Origin of the sequence: Iodobacter sp., assembly GCF_025352645.1 — a bacterium.
GTDB lineage: Bacteria > Pseudomonadota > Gammaproteobacteria > Burkholderiales > Chitinibacteraceae > Iodobacter.
Map to the genome: position 1 here is coordinate 68,007 of NZ_JANXSO010000126.1, position 18,054 is coordinate 86,060.

Consider the following 18,054-nt stretch of genomic DNA (forward strand, 5'->3'; position numbering starts at 1 on the left):
AACATTTTACTTTATGCAAAAGATCTCCTGATTATGTCTCTTTCTCAACGAGGGGTATAATTATTTTGATACGCGTGGAAAAAAAGTGAGAAGCACGATTATTTGATGTGATTTTATGCAAAAACTTCATACCCACTTCCGTTTCGTTGAAAGGATTGAACGAGAGGGATAATCAGGTCATAAAATATAAAGATGTTATGAAAACACTAACCAGCATTGATACAGGGTCTTTGTGAAAAAAAACAAAAACAGAAAGCCGGTAAATAAACTAACAATTATAGAAAGACGGCGAAAAAGATTAATCTGCAATGGATTATTTAGTTTATTTATTTTACTAATGTCCGTATGGATTATATATACCTATTTTTACATGGAAATACATGTTAGATGTTTTTTTTGCAGCCCGAATAAACAATTATTAAAAGATTTTGAAATTATTTTCTTCACGTTATTATCGATAGCAATTAATGTATTTCTTGTTTTTTATTTTTTTAAAAAATATATTGATACGTTTAAATGTGATAAATAGCCCGCCCAAGGTTTCTTATGGAAGTGCTGATTAAATCGCTATACCAAAATTTTTTTATCGGTAAATCATTATAGAGACTGGCTTCTCAATAGAGCAGGAATGACGAAACCTGAATAAATCACAAATTTATTATCGGCTTACCTTTTCCTGATTATGTCTCTTGCTCAATTGAGGCTTGAAATACCCCTCTTGGACAAGGTTTAGCCTGCATAAGGGCTTTGAGTAATCGAGGAATCAGAGCGCACAGGTCTGCTCGACGATTGAAACGGTATTGCACCTCAGCCAAATCACGAGCCGCATATTTTGAAAATTTGAATGCATGATGCGTTCCCGAGAGGGTGGTTTTCAGATTGCCAATCAACACATTGAGCCATTTAAACGCATCAATTTCGGTGCCCGCCTTCCCCTTCGGCGCAATCACCACGCGGCGTTGAAAGCCGAGCTGCTGCACGACCCTGCTCGTAACGCTACTTTCCCAAGGCATCAAGGCAGCGAAAGAGAAGCCATCAACAGGATCAAAACGCACTCAGTTGGGCTAGCCGTTACGCATTTTCACGGCAGCGACAAAGGCTGTTTTGTTCTCTGAGCCCCGCCCAGATTTGCCACCTGGATACTCACCACCGAGATAGGCGTCATCAACCCGAATATCGCCGCTTAAAGGTTGGCTGCTTTCACGTTGGCGCATTGTTTGATGCATCATGATTCCCACAGTCAGCGTGGTTTGATGTTTGCAAGCATGTTGGCACACGGGACAGCGAAACCCTTGTGGCCATCGCGCTTGGAACAATGCCGCTTCACATTAGGCTTGAGTGCTGTACTGCTGCAAAAAATCAATTAGCAACAACCCCTTTTGCATCTGAATTGGGTGATTGCCATGACGACCACCCCAAAAAAGAACGTTCGTTCACCTTAGGCCTTTTAGATGGTTTGAGCAAAAGACATAATCAGGAAAACTTAAGTAACACCAATAGACTCGCCGCTTGCCACGTATTTATAACTCCCCCTCATCCAGCCGACTCAACAAAGGCCTCGTTAAGCTAGACAAAGCCCTTCGCTGCTGGCCGCCAGCATCAAAATTATCCTCGGCCAGCCAGCAATAAAGTACATCCCGCAATACGGGCCATTCGCTATCAATCACCGAAAACCAAACCGTATCTCGATTGCGTCCCCTACTTACCGTGGCTTGGCGAAACACGCCTTCAAAGCTAAAGCCCAAGCGCTGGGCGGCGCGGCGGGATGGGGTGTTGAGCGCATTGCATTTCCATTCATAACGGCGATAGCCCAGCGCAAACGCGTTTTCGATCATCAGCAGCATCGCCGCCGTGGCCAGCCGTGTGCCTTGCAAGGCCGGTGAAAAATGTAGCCAACCCACTTCGATAGATCCGGCGGCAGGATCAATGCGCAAATAAGACGCCAGCCCCAAGGCAGCCCCACTGGCCGCGTCAAGAATGGCGTAAAACTGTGGATCATCCTGCCCAGCCACCCGCCGTAGCCACGTATCAAAGGCCTGAAAATCATCAAAAGGGCCCGATGTCAGATACGTCCACATCCGGCCATCGTCTTGGCTAAATGCTTGCCACAGGCTTGCTCCATGCTTCTCAAACTGTAGCGGTTCCACCCGGCATCCCCAGCCACTGAGCACGGTTTTAGGTGGAGAAACAGGGATTTTCCAATCCAGCAATGGCAGACCGATAGGTTGATAAAAATCGTTTAATTCGTAATTCATACTCATTCCTTTACTAACAATACTAACAATCACATTCGATTTGTGGCCCAGCTAGCTTGCCTGCCTCCTTACCCAGCGCAAGTGGCAAGCCATCTCGTTGCCAAAAATCGAGGCCACCGATCAGCTCTTTTACGGTAAAGCCCAGCTTTGCTAGCTTATAGCTTCCCCATGTAGAGCCATTGCAGCCAATACCATCGCAGTAGCAAACATACACCTTGCTGCGATCTAGCCGCACCACACTGGCCTCGTCCATTTCAGCATGAGGAAAAGAAATCGCGCCAGGAATATGCCCCGCCTGATAAGCCGCCGCTTGGCGTGTATCCAGCGCAATAATATCGGGGTGAGCAGCGTATAAATCGCTGGCTAAATCGGCGGCATCAGTGTGGTAGCGGAGTTTTTCCGCAAGGTAGGTGGCGGATTCTGCGGGGCTGGCAAGGCCACTGCTTTTAACGATGGATGGGGTCATGATGCTGCTCCTGTTTTGATAACCATTGATGTGAGAACGCTGCGGGCTAAAGCCTATTTTTTCTTAGGGAGGGTGCAAGCCACCATACAACACCTATCTGAACTAACCCTTGCCACCCCCCTTAATCTAAGCGTAAATTGGCCTGCTGCCTCCTACCAATTTAAGCCTTATGAGCAAACCACTTTCCGCCCCTCTCTGGCCCACGCTATTTGCTGCTTGTGCCAGCACCAACATCGGTATTCAAGCCCAGCTCACGCAAACACTCAGAAAAGCCTTGCTGGCTGGACGTTTACCCCTAGGTAGCCGCTTGCCTGCCAGCCGAGTTTTAGCTAAAGATTTGGCTATATCGCGCAGCAGTGTTGAGGCGGCTTATGCCCAGCTAGAGGCGGAAGGCTATTTACAAAGGCGAATTGGCGCGGGGAGTTTTGTGGCTTTTACACCGCAGTCTTTGCCATCAAAACAACCAAGCCAACGCCCAGCCCAACTCTCTCGCCGTGGGCAGAGCATTGTGGATGCGGGGGGCTGCCAAGATAGCAAACCCACACAGGCTTTTAATGCGGGTCAGCCTGATCTGGCCGCCTTTCCCCACGTCCTATGGCAAAAGCTGATGCAACAGCGCTGGCAGAAATCAGGCGCTGCTCTAGCGGGCTATGGCTCTGCTCAAGGCTTGCTGGAGTTACGCAGCGCGATCAGTGGCTATCTGGCGCAAGCGCGCGGGGTGGATTGCCATCCTGAGCAGATTTTGATTTTAAATAGCTCGCAGCAAGCCTTGCAAATGCTGGCCCAGCTCTTGATTGATCCACAAGATAAAGTTTGGTTAGAAGAGCCTGCGTATTTAGGCGCCAGAAACGCGATGTTGGCGGCAGGTGCAGAGATTGTGCCAGTGCCGGTTGACGCTGAAGGATTGAATCCCTCCGCCGACTTAAGCCCGCCCAAGCTGATCTACACCACGCCATCGCATCAATATCCACTAGGGGTCGCCATGAGTTTAGCCCGCCGCATGGCGCTGCTCGCCCAAGCCGAGCAGCACGGCGCATGGATTATTGAGGATGATTACGACAGCGAGTTTTACTACGATCAGCGCCCACTTCCTGCGTTACACGGACTCGATAAAACAGGCAGAACGCTGTATGTCGGCACTTTTAGTAAAGTACTTTTTCCATCACTTCGTTTGGCTTATCTAGTGCTCCCCAGCGAGTTGATGCCTGCTTTTATCGCCGCCAGAACGGCTTTTGATGGGCATAGCCCACAATTTATGCAGGCGGTAACCGCCGATTTTATCGCTCAAGGCCATTTTGCCGCTCACCTGCGCCAAATGCGCACGCTGTACCGTAGCCGCCGCGATTTATTATTAGAGAGTTTAAAACCGCTATCCGATGTGCTTTCCCCTATCAACACGGGGGCTGGATTGCAGTTTTCTGTATGCCTAAACGCAGGCTTAGAGCAAGCATGGACTAGCGCAGGAAGTGCAGCAGGCTTAGCCCTAAGGCCGCTTTCGGCTTTTTATCTGGCCAAGCCCAAAATTGAAGGCTGGCTGCTGGGCTATGCAGCGCTGAGCAACACCCAAATACGCAGCGCCAGCCAAACCTTGATAAATAGTTTTTATACAATGCAGCGCTAAGCCCTAAAAACTACGTACCGGCCGTCCACCCTCGCCCATATTGCTAGGCGTAATCGGCAAATGGGCACAAGAACCACTGTTACACCACAGCAAAAAATCTTGGGCAGGCATGGGCGCGGCAATTAAATAACCCTGAGCCTCATCGCAGCCCATCACAGCCAAAGCCTGCCATACGGCCTCCGTTTCTACCCCTTCGGCAATCACCGATAAACCCAGAATATGCCCAAGCTCGATAATTGATCGCACAATTGAGACATTCTCAAAGCGCTCATTCATCGACATCACAAAACTCTGGTCTATTTTTAATTCATGCACCGGCATTTTAGCTAAATAGGCAAATGAGGAATAGCCAGTACCAAAATCATCAATCGATAGCTTCACCCCCATACTGCGTAGATGCTCTAAATTGCGCAGCACCTCATGTGGGTTTCTCATTACGCCGGTCTCGGTAATTTCAAGGCACAAACTCTCTGGATCTACCTGGCAAAGCGCTAATTCTTTTTCTAAAAAAGTAACGAAACTGGCATCCTCTACATCGCTCACACCCACATTGACTGAAATGCAAAGAAGCAAACCCTGCTCGCTCCATTGTGCCACCTGCATTAATACATCATGCACCACCCATTCAGTAATTAAGCGCAATTTACCGGTTTGCTCGGCAAAAGGAATAAATACGGCAGGGGAAATGAATCCCCGCACGGGATGTTGCCAGCGCACCAAAGCCTCTGCCTCACACACAGTGCCATCAATCATTTTAACTTTAGGCTGGTAATACACGCGTAAATGTCCTTCTGCCAATGCTTCACGCAAATCCCCCATTAAAGTAAGTTGATTGCGTGAATAGGCCTCTTGCTCTGCATCGTAAAAAGCAAACGAGCGCCGTGCCAACTTGGCATTACATAGTGCAATCTCTGCATTACGTAATAAAACTTCTGCGCTTAAACCATGGGCGGGGTAAATAGCCACCCCAGATGTAGCGCTAATATCTAAGCGCTGCCCATCAATAAACATAGGCTCAGAAAAATAAGTATCAACCTGCGCTAATACCTTATTTAAATCATCATCATTAATTCGCTCAAGCATTAATGAAAAAATATTACCACCCAATCGTGCTACCTTAACCACTGGGCGATTAAAACCTTTTAAACGATCGGCAATACAGCGTAAAGCCATATCGCCTTCTTGATAGCCTAGGTGCTCATTAATATAATGAAAATTATTAATATTTAAGATTAATAAAGCACTCATTCCAGATTCAGGATGTAAATGCTCAGCAATAAAATGTAAAAAACCAACTCTATTAACAAGACCAGTTAATGAATCAACAAACGCAAGCTCACGTAACTCCTTATCCCGCAAAGAAACGATATCGCCCAGCGCATTAAACGCATGGGCTAGGCTACCTAACTCATCGCTTCTGCCTGCTTGAACGCGCACCCCAAAATCACCCGCCGCCATTCTGCGCACGGCCCTAGAGAAAGTTGTTAACGGGGCAGAGAAATGATGCGCCACAAACATACACACCACAGAAGACACCACAAAGAGCAGCATCCCCAACCACAGCGCCCGCCACCTAGCCTGATTGATCAAGTGCTCAATAAGCTGATCGTCAATATCTGCGCCCACTAAGTAGTAAGAGCCGTCAGCTTGTTTAATGGGTTGCAAAAAGGAGTGAAACTTACCATAAGCATCATTCAGCGTACCCTTACGCGCCTTGCCATCCAGCAAAGCCGCCATCACTAAGCCATCATCGTCTTGATACTTGCCTTGATAATGTCCATAGCGATCTGCAGCAAGCTCTACAGCAGGCGCACTATCGAGCACATAGCTGACGAGGCCATCCTTTAAGCGAAAAGCATAGAGATAGTGAATCCCTGCAATCTGGCAATACTGATTTAACCGCGCTGCAAGGCTGAGGTATTCGGCAGAGGAAACCGCTCCCGCCATCGCACGGGGAAGGTAATCAGCCGGTAGTAGCATCGGGAAGGTATGCACCGCAACCGCCAAACGACTGTCAGCATCGCGGCGCACCTCTGCACTCATTACCCACTGAATCAGGAATGTAAACACGAGCATCAGCAGCAAATTTAACGCCAACAGCACAAGTAAAATTTTTACTCGTGCTGTGTTAATCCGTCTAAACCGACGCTGAAAGAAATGAAAGACCCTCTGGAGTGACATTTTTTAATCCTAGTCATCCCAAATTGATAGCAGTCAGACGCATACAAGGCAAACCCATTCTTTTACCCAAGAAGCCATGCATCTCTTGTAATACTTTGCTCGGCAGACACTGCCTTTAGTTTCAAGCCGCAGGTATTCTCCGCAGCATGCTGCAAACGCACATTAAAGCGCATTAATTCATCACGGCGAAAAGCCAAGATATCCAGCTCGCCATTGATCGGCTGACTAACCAACTGCGCCTCTAAATTGCCACTGGTCACACGTAAGCCATTTATTGCAATCAATAAATCACCTGCAGACAACCCTGCAGCTTGCGCCGCGCCGCCATCTAAAACATGGCTCAACTTTACAAAACTACCGTCGCTACTGCTGCGTATGCCTAGACTATTACTTGGTGGTAACGCTTTATCTAGCCACCCCCCCTTATCACTTGTGCCTACAGCCGCGCGCATTTGCCAATCCACACTAAACTCGGCCAATAAAGCTTGCAGTGGCAGCTCTTGCGTGGAGCGCAGCGCCAAATCAAAAAAGCTTTGCAAATCAAGGCCGGTAACCTCGCTGGCTAAACGCTCCCAATCTGCCTCTGCTACGCCCAAACCTGTAGCGGCAAAGTCTTTACCGTAACGCAGCCACAGCGCGCGCATCACGTCGTCTAAGGATTTTTGCCCAGCACTTTGCTGGCGAATCAATAAATCGAGGCAAAGGGCCACCAAAGCCCCCTTGGTGTAATAACTCACCAAGCTATTTGGGCTATTTTCATCTTGGCGATAAAACTTGACCCATGTATCTAAACTAGAATCCTCTAAGCTTTGCTTAGTGCGGCCATTACCCCGCTCTACTCCCGTAATTGTTTGTGCTAATAAATCTAAGTAATCCTGCTGACTAATTAAGCCCGTGCGCAGCAGCGTTAAATCATCGTAATACGAGGTAATCCCTTCAAATGCCCACAATAAACGCGTGTAATTTTCTTGGCTTAAATCATAAGGGGCATAAGCCGCAGGTTTTATTCGTTTAACATTCCAGCTATGAAAATACTCATGGCTGCAAAGGCCTAAGAATTGGCGATAACCTGCTTTGATTTGTGTTTCATGCGCTAAAGGTAAATCATCCCGATTACACATTAATGCCGTGGATGATCGATGCTCCAATCCACCATAACCATCGCCAAGCGCCATCGTCATAAACAGGTAGCGATCAAATGGTGCTGGCTCGCCAAATAAACGAATTTGATATTCGCAAATTTGTTTTAAATCGCTTTTTAGCCGTTTTAAATCGGTATTATGCCGGCCAGCAATCACTATATCGTGAGGGATGCCACATGCTTTAAAGCTGATCTGGCTAAATTCCCCCATTTCAACAGGGTGATCAATAAGCTCATCATAATTAGCCGCTTGATAACGGCCAAATTGACCTGCTTTAGCGTCATCCCTAGTTAAAGTTGTAGCGATTTTCCACTGCTTATATGCCTTACCCTCGGGTGCCGCTATTTCAACATAGCAGGGATTGCTTTCTTGGCCTTGTACGGCCAAAAACACACTGGTGCCATTAAAAAAACCACGGCTTTGATCTAAATAAGCACCACGTACCGATAAATCCCAGGCGTAAACACTGTAATGAATTTCTAATGGGCCTTTAACACTGGCAGCCTGCCACGTGTGTTTATCACACTTATCTAGCATTACCGGCTTGCCAGCTGATTCGGCACGGATCTCAACAATATTGCGAGAAAATTCACGAATTAAATAACTACCCGGAATCCACGTAGGCAGCCACAAGCGCTGGCCATTTTTATCTGGTTTATTAATTGTAATAGAAACGTGAAAAAGATGGGCATGCAAAGACGCTGGGACAATTTTATATAGAATGTTCATTATTATTCTTTAAAAAAAGTATCTAGAAAAGTCTGCTTACTAAGCGTTTAGAAAGAAATGTCATTTACAGGTAGATGTGTTTATCTAAAATACAGTGTAAAAATGGCTAAAAATATAGCCTTATTTAGTAAAAAATAGCTTTACTTTCTAAAATATTAGTAATCAAATTAATTTTTATGCAAGCCAATTTGGTTACGCCCCGCCCCCTTAGCCTGATAAAGCGCCTGATCTGCGGCATCAATCAATTGCTGAGCATCCATATTTGGCTTTAATGCGGCCACACCCGCACTAAATGTAACGTTAAATTGAATATCTCCGGATGATTGAGTTAACTCAGCAAAACGCATACGCCACTCATCTAGCTTTTGAGCTGCTCGAATTAAGCTTGTTTCAACAAAAAAAACGGCAAATTCTTCACCGCCATAGCGCCCCACTGAGCCATCACCATTAATAGATTGACGCAATAAGCGCGCTAAGCTCTTAATCACTTGATCGCCAATTCCATGACCATAAGAATCATTAATTTTTTTGAAATAATCAATATCAATCATAGCAAAAGAGAGTGAAAGCGATTCTCTTTTTGCCCGAATAACTTCACGCTCAAGTAATTCAATAATATTGGTATGATTTAGCAAGGCAGTTAGGCTATCACAAGTCATCCACCGCCGTAATGAGCGATAGCGAGCACAGGTAATCGTAACCGAGGCAACTAGCTCTTCTCTAGGCATGCTTTTAACCCAGAAATCATCCCCTCCCATACTACGAGCCATAAGCTGTTTATTACGATTGGTTTCTGTAGATAAAAAAACAATCGGAATACTATCAAATTGAGTGTATTGGCGAATCACTTTAGCAATTTCATTGCCCGAGCATTGCGGCATATACACATCCATCAACACAATATCGGGAACAAACCGCTCTAATAATAAAAATACTTCTAAAGGGTTTTTTAAAAGCTGGACTTGCATGCCCGCTTGGCCAAGCGCATCTGCATTAAATTTCCCCATTGCCTCTGAATCATCAACAATTAACACTCGATAAGGAGTATTACGTGAGCGCTCTAGCAAGACATCTAGCCTATCAATGAGTTTTTGAATATCTAAAGGAAAATAAATAAAATCTGTAATACCATTATTCATGAGCTCTATTTGTTGAGAGATATTCAAAGTAGAGGTTAGATATAAAATAGGCCCACGCGACAATTTGACCATAAATGGCAAAATTTGCTCCGTCGAGCAATCCTCTAAGCCCGCTTCTCCCAACAAAACAGCAAAGGGCGGCGTGGTATGCATGGCGGCCAAAAATGGACTTTGCTTTAAAAAAACATGGCATTCAAAGCCAAAAAATGTAAGCTGTTTAGCTAATTCAGCACCTCCTTGTGCTTGCCTAGCAGAAACATACACGATAGGCTTTATTGATTTTTCAGTCATTTTCAATCCAGTTTCATACTTAATTAAGCTTAAAATACCGCCATTTTTTATTCAGTACAGCTAAATTTATCTACTCCTTATAAAATAGCTGAAAACACTCAGCCACGTTTATGTATGTTTCATCAACATTAGGTTTCCCCATTATTTTTACGCTCAAACTCATGCAGTTGTCGCCGCCATTTTTTACTTGGCCGGCCCTCCCCGCTAGGATGATCGAACCGAGGAGCTAATTGCCGCGCTTCACGCTCATGCTCTCTTTTTTGCTGGCTTGCCAAGCTTTCTGCGTAAAGTAGGCGTGCAGCAGTTGCAGGGCCTCGCTGCTCAGAAACACCAAGTACTGTTACTTCAAATGCTCCTTGCTCAGTATGAATACGCAGTAGATCCCCTAATTTTACCGTTCGAGCGGGTTTAATTCGCTCTTTATTTAGATGCACATGCCCCGCATCAATCGCGGCACTGGCCAAAGAGCGTGTTTTAAAAAACCGTGCCGCCCACAGCCATTTATCGATCCGCACAGCTTTTACATTGTCCATTTTACGCTCCAGAAACAAAAACACCCCGCATGGCGGGGTGTTTTATTGCAATCATTCAAGCAAAGCTTAGTGTGTTTTTGCTTTGAAATGACGACGACGATCTGTTTCGTTTAAGTAACGCTTACGGATACGGATGCTGGTTGGTGTAATTTCAACCAATTCATCATCATCAATAAACTCAACTGCTGATTCCAACGTCATTTTGATCGCTGTTGTCAAACGAACGGCTTCATCCGTACCGGATGCGCGAACGTTGGTCAGTTGCTTACCCTTAACTGGGTTAACCACCAAGTCGTTATCACGAGTGTGAATACCGATAACCATACCTTCGTACAGTTTGTCGCCTGGGGCTACAAACATACGACCGCGGTCTTCCAGCTTCCACAGTGCGTAGGCAACTGCTTCGCCGTTTTCTTGTGAAACCAATACGCCGTTATGGCGACCTGGCATATCAGCCTTAGCTGGAGCGTAGTCGTCAAATACGTGACCGATCAAGCCAGTACCACGAGTCATAGTCATGAAATCGCCTTGGAACCCAATCAAACCACGTGCTGGAATATGGTATTCCAGACGAGTACGGCCTTGACCGTCAGATTCCATATTGGTCAGCTCACCACGGCGGCGACCAATTTCTTCCATCACGCCACCTTGATGTTCATCTTCAAGATCGATAGATAGGTTTTCGTATGGCTCGCACTTCACACCATTGATTTCTTTGTAAACAACACGTGGTTTAGCCACGGCCATTTCAAAGCCTTCACGGCGCATGTTTTCTAGCAGAATAGTCAGATGTAATTCACCACGACCTGAAACACGGAAAATATCTGCATCTTCAGTGTCTTCTACACGCAGAGCCACATTGATCAGCAGTTCTTTAGTCAGGCGATCACGGATCTGACGGCTAGTAACGAATTTACCTTCAGTGCCCGCTAATGGTGAAGTGTTCACCATAAAGTCCATAGTCAGTGTTGGCTCATCGATGGTTAACATCGGTACGCCTACTGGCAAGTCTTTATCACAGATGGTTACACCGATACCGATCTCATCTAAACCAGAAATAATAACGATGTCGCCAGCTTGTGCTTCTTCAACCGCTACGCGTTCCAAACCTTGGAAACCCAGCACTTGATTGATACGGCCTTGGCCAACTTGATCATCGTGGTTCATGACTACAACGGCTTGACCTGGCTTGATACGGCCATTCAAGACGCGACCTACCCCAAGACGACCGGTGTAAGTAGAGTAATCCAGTGCAGAAATTTGTAACTGCAACGGTGCATCTGGATCGCCAACTGGGGCTTGAACATGAGTCAGCACAGTATCAAGCAATGGACGCATGGTATCGGACTCAGCTTCAAGTTCGAGCTTAGCGTAGCCATTTAGCGCAGATGCGTAGATCACTGGGAAATCGAGCTGTTCATCAGTTGCGCCTAGCTTGTCGAATAAATCGAAAGTTTGGTCTACAACCCAATCCGGACGCGCACCAGGGCGGTCGATTTTGTTAATCACAACAATAGGTTTCAGACCCAAAGCCAATGCTTTTTTGGTCACGAAACGGGTTTGTGGCATTGGGCCATCAACCGCGTCAACCAGCAGCAATACACCATCAACCATGCCCAACACGCGCTCTACTTCACCACCGAAATCGGCGTGACCTGGAGTGTCTACGATGTTGATATGATAGCCTTCGTATTGAAGGGAGGTGTTCTTAGCCAAAATAGTGATACCGCGCTCTTTTTCGATATCATTACTGTCCATCACGCGTTCTGTAACCTGTTGGTTATCGCGGAAAGTGCCGGACTGGCGGAGGAGTTTGTCAACGAGGGTAGTCTTACCGTGGTCAACGTGGGCAATAATTGCAATATTACGAATGGCGCGGGTTGTCATTGTCTGGGCTGCAGATTTGTAAAAAAGTGCGCGATTGTACCACGCGAAGTGCCACGTGCTACTAAGTTCCTTCACCTTAGGAAATAATTATTAAAAATCAGTTGATTACTGGCCATCCCAAACCGGCAATCGACTACCAATTATTCTAAATTAAGCAGTAGCCGTAGTTCTTACTAGCTCAAACATCAATCCCGCTTGACTGGATGAGCGGGTATCCGCGAGGGGTGTATTGCTGCTGGCGTGATAGCTATAAACCAAAGAATATTTGGTCTGTGCAGTGCGATTACGGCTTGCTGCATGAAAGGTGCGAGCATCAAACAGCACCACATCGCCTGCGGCCAAAGAAGGAAATTGTGCCTGAGCCACCCAAGATGCCGCTTTAGGGTGATCGGCCATTAGAAATTCATTTTTATCATAAGCATCGCTTGGAAAATCAACTCGATGTGATCCTGGTACAAAGCCCAAGCCACCGTTTTCTGTGGTTTCATCCCCCAAAGCCAACCACGCAGAAACCAATTCTGGGCGACTAAAGCACCAGTAGCGTACATCGCGGTGCCAGCGCGTATCGCTACTAAAGCTGGGCTGCTTACTCATTAAACTATTGTGATGCGCTTGGGTAAGGGTGATCTGTGGCGTATCCAACAAGCTACTTATAATAGTGAGTAGTGCTAAATCCCCTGCCCACTCGGCAAATATTGGATCTCGCCCTGCCATATTTCTTAAACGCCGGATCGTGCCACCACCTATATCTGCAGTAGAAGTGGGTGCTCCTGGATAACCCAGCTCCGCTTCCAGCTCAAAAGGAGGAATACGCTGAGCGACGGCATCCATCGCCACCTTGCGAATTTGATTGACTCGCTCCAGTGCAACAAAGCCACGCAAAACGACGACGCCATCCGCTTTGAAGCGCGTATATAGCGAGGCTAAATCAATGGGCAGGCAAAATTGGGCAAGCAAGACCGTTACTCCGGCAGATAAAGTCAAATTGTAACAGTCCCTATTTGGCCCCGTCTTGCCTTAGCCGTGCATTTCATACCTTGGAAATCCCTTACAAGCTCAGCCCTTTTGGTCAAGATCTTCTTCTAAAACAGATCTTACACCCTGCAATTTTCTTTATTTATAAGCATCTCAGCCGCCAGCCAGCCGTTATCAATGTGCTGTTTACGCCCAAATTATCCCCTATATTTATCTCCCTCCAAAGCGAGGATAGAAACTTGCCCCCACTTCAGCCACCATCAATCCGTACCCTCTTTTCCCCATTTAAGGTGTAGCTAGCCAAGCTGCCATGTAAGAGGCATGATCAAAAACTCGCCCCTTACCGAGCCTAGCCCATGAATAAATTTGTCTCCCTTTCTTTATTGGCCGCTGGCTTTATCACCGTTTTGGTTGGCTATACCAGTTCGGCAGCGATTGTGTTTCAGGCGGCAAGTAGTGCAGGAGCTACGGCTGGGCAGCTAGCTTCTTGGATGTGGGCCTTAGGGCTGGGCATGGGTTTAAGCTGTATTGGCTTATCGCTACGCTATAAAGATCCCGTCGTCACCGCTTGGTCTACCCCTGGCGCGGCATTACTGGCTGGCAGCTTGGCAGGCGTACCCATGGGGGAAGCCATTGCCGCGTTTATGTTTTGCGCCGTCCTGATTACGCTCTGCGGCATCACTGGCTGGTTTGAACGCATCATGGGGCGGATTCCATTGCCCATTGCAGCAGCCATGCTCGCCGGAGTTTTAGCAAGGTTTGGCATCAATATTTTTACGGAAATGCAAGGCCAGTTTGTGCTCGTCTTCAGCATGTTTACCGCCTATTTAATCTGCAAAAGACTTTGGCCCCGTTATGCCATCATGCTGGTATTAGCGCTTGGAATAGGGATTGCATCCACTCAAGATTTATTGCACCTACAAGGGCTTAAGTTGGCTTTAGCCAAGCCAGAATGGATGATGCCCATTTTTAATTGGCAAACCATGCTTAGCATCGGCATCCCACTGTTTGTGGTGACGATGGCCTCACAAAATATGGCGGGTGTGGCAGTGATTCGCGCCAATGGCTACAACACACCGGTTTCTCCACTACTGACATGGACAGGGCTAACGACTCTACTGCTTGCGCCATTTGGTTGTTTCTCGCTTAATTTGGCGGCCATTACCGCAGCGATTTGCATGGGTAAAGAAGCGCACGAAGACCCAGCCCAGCGCTATAAAGCCAGCATTGCCGCCGGATGTTTTTATTTATTACTCGGGCTATTTGGCGCCACGATTGGGGCGCTATTTACAGCCTTTCCAAAGGCTCTTGTATTGGCGATTGCAGGTCTTGCCCTGCTTGGCACCATTGCCAATAGTTTAAACATGGCAATGAGCCATGAAAAATTTCGTGAACCAGCCATCATTACTTTTTTAGTCACCCTATCTGGTGTTTCCTTAATGGGAATTGGCCCAGCATTTTGGGGGCTGATTGCCGGGGCCATCGCCAGCATGATTTTATCTACCTAAGCCGACAGCAGCCTTGCTAGGCTGTTTTACACCTCAAAAATCAGCTTTATCTAGATCTACTAAGCTCATTTCAAACCCGTAAAACAATACCTAGGGGAATTTCCTTACAAAAATAAACGCTGTTTAAAATGGGATTCATTCCACAAATGAGCTACGACGTATGTAAGCCAAATCAAACACGTGTTTGATTGGCTAAACAAGGAGCGCCACACCGCTCCATACGTTTTATAAAAAGCCATGAGGAATTTGGAATGAAATATTTTCTAAAATGCTTTGTATTATTTATATCCCTAGCCGCACCAGTCATGGCCACAGGCTACACACAGACCCGCTACCCAATTGTTTTAGTCCATGGTCTATTTGGTTTTGATCAAGTGCTAGGCGTTGATTACTTTTATAAAGTGCCACAAGCCCTACAGGCGGATGGCGCAAAAGTCTACGTTGCACAAGTTTCTGCCACCAATTCTAGCGAGCTAAGGGGGGAACAATTATTGGCGCAGGTAAAGCAAATTTTAGCCATTACAGGAGCTAGCAAAGTCAACCTCATCGGTCATAGCCATGGTGGCCCTACAACTCGCTATGTGGCATCGGTGCGGCCCGATCTAATTGCATCGGTAACCAATATTGCGGGGGTCAATAAAGGCTCTACCGTCGCAGATGTGGTTAGAAAAGTAGCTGCACCAGGCTCAGTCAATGAAAGCGTTGCCGTGCTCATTGCCGATGGGCTGGCTAAGCTGATTGGGCTTGCCTCACAGGATGGTAATCTGCCACAAAGCTCAAATGCAGCCCTCGATTCGCTGACCACAGCAGGCGCGGCCAAATTCAATGCTAAATTCCCCGAAGGCCTACCAGCAGGCAGTTGCAATGAAGGTGCCTATCAAGTCAATGGCGTGCGCTATTACTCTTGGAGCGGCGCCAGCCCACTCACCAATATTTTTGATATCAGCGATGCCGCGATGGGGTTAACTTCATTGGCATTTAAAGAAAAAAACGATGGCTTGGTTTCATCCTGCTCTAGCCATTTAGGCCAAGTGCTTCGTGATGATTACCGCATGAATCACTTAGATGAGATCAATCAATTTATTGGGATTGTTAGCTTATTTGAGACCAATCCCGTTAGTGTATTTAGGCAGCACGCCAATCGTTTAAAGAACGCAGGTTTGTAATGCTGCGTTGGATTTTTGCGGCGATGGCGGCCACCGTAATTTTGGTGGCTGCTGCGGCTTGGTCACTCAAGCCAGCACCGGCAGCCGCCCCGGTCGCAGCCATTCAAGCAAAGCCCAACTTTGCTCCCTCATTATTTGGCACTTTACCCGATGGCGATATAGAGCCCGCTAAGGGGGAGCTACAACTTAACCAGGCCTTGCTGCGCCGTTTTGATTATTACTTGGCCACCGTTGGTGAGCGCTCCCTCTCCGACATCATGGCGCAAATCGGCCAAGATTTAGACCGTGAACTCAAACCCGTTGCCGCCAAAGAAGCCAAGCGAATCTTGGCGCAATATATTCAATTTAAACGCGCTTTAAGCGAGCTCGCCAACAACCCAGCCATCGCCGGACAAAGTATTGCCACCATGCGTTTACGGCTTGCTGCCATCCAAAACACCCGCAGCCGATTTTTTAACCGAGCTGAGATTGCTGCTTTATTTGCCGATGAAGATCAACAAGACGAGCTGCTTTTGGATCGCTTAGTGATTAATCAAGATACCCAACTCAATGCCACGCAAAAAGCGCAAAAACAAGCCGCGCTTGATGCAAAATTAAGCCCCGCTGAGCAACAAGCACGTGCGGGCCTGATTGCGCATTTAAGCTTGGCCGCAAATATTCAATCCGCAAAATCACAGGGTGCAACAGCAAACCAACTACATGCACTAAGAAGCGCTAGCGTGGGGGAGCAGGCTGCGGATCGGCTAGCCGCCTTAGACCAAGAAGAAAACCAGTGGCAGGCCAAAATTGATCGCTATCTTATTGCTAAAGCCAATGCCATCCATGCTTTGCCAAATACCGAGCAAAACACCGCCATCCAAAAGCTACGTGATGCCAACTTTAGTCCACTAGAGCAAAAGCGCTTAGGCGCATTTGAATAAAACGACCACATGGCGGCTTAGGCTAAGAAGCGTAAGCCGCCACAAATCACGTCTCTGCAATGCCTGTTAATTGCGCTTCAATGGATTGGTGTGGCAGGGCAAGGTATTCCTCAGATTGCATCTCGGTTAAACGGCTAGCGGTGCGAAAAAACTCGCTCGCTTGCACACCTTCTTGGTACAGCGAGTCCACGGGCACTGCGGCTGAGATAATCAACTTAACGCGGTGGTCATAAAATACATCCACCAGCCAAGTAAACCGCCTTGCCTCAGCAGCCTGATGACCCGCCAACTTTGGGATATCCGACACCATCACCGTATGATAGCTATGTGCAATTTGCAAATAATCTGCTTGCCCGCGTGCATCACCGCAAATTGTAAAAAAATCAAACCACACCACTCCTGCCGCCACCCGTTTGGCCTTAATGGTGCGCCCTTCTATTTTAAGCTGCGGCGCACCGTCTTTACTGGTGGCCATAGCCGAAAACAGACTATCTAGCTCGCCAACGCTCTCTGCCGTATTAGGGGTAAGATAGGTTCTAGCTTGGGTAAGAGTGCGCATGCGGTAATCATTTCCCCCATCCAAATTAAACACATCTAGCGTGTTATTGAGCAGGGCAGTAGTTGGCAAAAAATTACTGCGCTGCAAACCATTGGGGTACAAGCCATCAGGCGGGTAATTAGAAGTGGTGACCAGCACTACGCCGCGCTTAAATAAATGCTCCATCAGCCGCCCCAAAATCATCGCGTCGGCAATATCTGAGACATGAAACTCATCAAAACACAGCACACGCACTGATTTAGCAATTTTTGTCGCTACAGCTGCTAAAGGGTCTGTCTCCCCTTTTAGCTGACGCAATTCATGATGAACTTCTTGCATAAACTGATGAAAGTGCAGCCGTTTCTTACGCTTATAAGGCAGAGCAGCATAAAACGCATCCATCAAAAAACTTTTGCCCCGCCCCACGCCACCCCAAAAATACAAGCCGCGTGGTAAATCTGGCTGCGGCAGCAAAGACTTACCAAACAAGCGGCTACGCTTGGTTTTAAAGAAGATCAATTGATGATAAAGCGCATCTAGGCGATCAATCGCCTCGGCCTGAGCAGGATCTGGAATAAAGCTTGGGCTGGTGCTAAGGCCAGCATACCAAACCTTAGGGCTAGTTCCTTGCGTTGGCGGGGCAATAACGTGTAGAGACATTACTAAAGCCTTTCGAGTAACAAGCCTCAATTATAAAGCCAGC

Annotated in this window: 13 protein-coding genes and 1 pseudogene; 4 read left to right on the forward strand and 10 right to left on the reverse strand. The window is 47.0% G+C overall.

The window, feature by feature from the left end; genetic code table 11:
- Nucleotides 1-680 precede the first annotated feature (680 nt).
- The 3 genes and pseudogenes from Q0R17_RS14220 to Q0R17_RS14230 all read right to left on the reverse strand — a co-directional run bounded on the left by Q0R17_RS14220 (nucleotide 681) and on the right by Q0R17_RS14230 (nucleotide 2,721).
- A pseudogene (locus Q0R17_RS14220) lies at nucleotides 681-1,385 on the reverse strand (transposase).
- Between the two features lie 135 nt (nucleotides 1,386-1,520).
- A complete protein-coding gene (locus tag Q0R17_RS14225) occupies nucleotides 1,521-2,255 on the reverse strand; it encodes a GNAT family N-acetyltransferase (protein ID WP_293935952.1) in 735 nt (244 codons plus the stop codon).
- Nucleotides 2,256-2,277: 22 nt separating this feature from the next.
- Nucleotides 2,278-2,721 carry a rhodanese-like domain-containing protein gene (locus Q0R17_RS14230; protein ID WP_293935953.1) on the reverse strand — a complete coding sequence of 148 codons (444 nt, stop codon included), beginning with the start codon at nucleotides 2,719-2,721 and terminating at the stop codon, nucleotides 2,278-2,280.
- Between the two features lie 169 nt (nucleotides 2,722-2,890).
- On the opposite strand from Q0R17_RS14230, the gene Q0R17_RS14235 reads away from it, so the two are divergent.
- Nucleotides 2,891-4,342, forward strand: a complete 1,452-nt coding sequence (locus Q0R17_RS14235; protein WP_293935954.1) for a PLP-dependent aminotransferase family protein — start codon at nucleotides 2,891-2,893, stop codon at nucleotides 4,340-4,342.
- A gap of 3 nt (nucleotides 4,343-4,345) precedes the next feature.
- Here Q0R17_RS14235 and Q0R17_RS14240 read toward each other — a convergent pair whose 3' ends face one another.
- The 6 genes from Q0R17_RS14240 to Q0R17_RS14265 all read right to left on the reverse strand — a co-directional run bounded on the left by Q0R17_RS14240 (nucleotide 4,346) and on the right by Q0R17_RS14265 (nucleotide 13,228).
- On the reverse strand, nucleotides 4,346-6,523 hold the full coding sequence (locus Q0R17_RS14240) for a bifunctional diguanylate cyclase/phosphodiesterase (protein ID WP_293935955.1): 2,178 nt from the start codon (nucleotides 6,521-6,523) through the stop codon (nucleotides 4,346-4,348).
- A 62-nt stretch (nucleotides 6,524-6,585) separates the two neighbouring features.
- Nucleotides 6,586-8,394: a M61 family metallopeptidase gene (locus Q0R17_RS14245; RefSeq protein ID WP_293935956.1), complete on the reverse strand. Its 1,809-nt coding sequence runs from the start codon at nucleotides 8,392-8,394 to the stop codon at nucleotides 6,586-6,588.
- Between the two features lie 167 nt (nucleotides 8,395-8,561).
- Nucleotides 8,562-9,824, reverse strand: coding sequence for a diguanylate cyclase (locus Q0R17_RS14250; RefSeq protein ID WP_293935957.1), 1,263 nt, complete (start codon nucleotides 9,822-9,824; stop codon nucleotides 8,562-8,564).
- A 128-nt stretch (nucleotides 9,825-9,952) separates the two neighbouring features.
- Complete coding sequence (locus Q0R17_RS14255; RefSeq protein WP_293935958.1) at nucleotides 9,953-10,357, reverse strand: RNA-binding S4 domain-containing protein; 405 nt, start codon at nucleotides 10,355-10,357, stop codon at nucleotides 9,953-9,955.
- Between the two features lie 66 nt (nucleotides 10,358-10,423).
- Entirely contained in the window at nucleotides 10,424-12,244 is a 1,821-nt protein-coding gene (typA, locus tag Q0R17_RS14260) for a translational GTPase TypA (protein WP_293935959.1), read from the reverse strand.
- Nucleotides 12,245-12,394: 150 nt separating this feature from the next.
- Nucleotides 12,395-13,228: a phytanoyl-CoA dioxygenase family protein gene (locus tag Q0R17_RS14265; protein WP_293935960.1), complete on the reverse strand. Its 834-nt coding sequence runs from the start codon at nucleotides 13,226-13,228 to the stop codon at nucleotides 12,395-12,397.
- 347 nt (nucleotides 13,229-13,575) lie between these two features.
- Here Q0R17_RS14265 and Q0R17_RS14270 point away from each other — a divergent pair, with 347 nt between their 5' ends.
- From Q0R17_RS14270 to Q0R17_RS14280, 3 genes are all read left to right on the forward strand, one after another.
- Nucleotides 13,576-14,727, forward strand: coding sequence for a benzoate/H(+) symporter BenE family transporter (locus Q0R17_RS14270; protein WP_293935961.1), 1,152 nt, complete (start codon nucleotides 13,576-13,578; stop codon nucleotides 14,725-14,727).
- 251 nt (nucleotides 14,728-14,978) lie between these two features.
- Nucleotides 14,979-15,893, forward strand: coding sequence for a triacylglycerol lipase (locus tag Q0R17_RS14275; protein WP_293935962.1), 915 nt, complete (start codon nucleotides 14,979-14,981; stop codon nucleotides 15,891-15,893).
- Entirely contained in the window at nucleotides 15,893-16,813 is a 921-nt protein-coding gene (locus tag Q0R17_RS14280; RefSeq protein WP_293935963.1) for a lipase secretion chaperone, read from the forward strand. Before Q0R17_RS14275 ends, Q0R17_RS14280 begins: the two co-directional genes overlap by 1 nt.
- 46 nt (nucleotides 16,814-16,859) lie before the next feature.
- Here the strand turns inward: Q0R17_RS14280 and zapE are convergent, their stop codons facing one another.
- Nucleotides 16,860-18,011, reverse strand: coding sequence for a cell division protein ZapE (gene zapE / locus Q0R17_RS14285; protein ID WP_293935964.1), 1,152 nt, complete (start codon nucleotides 18,009-18,011; stop codon nucleotides 16,860-16,862).
- Between the last annotated feature and the right edge of the window lie 43 nt (nucleotides 18,012-18,054).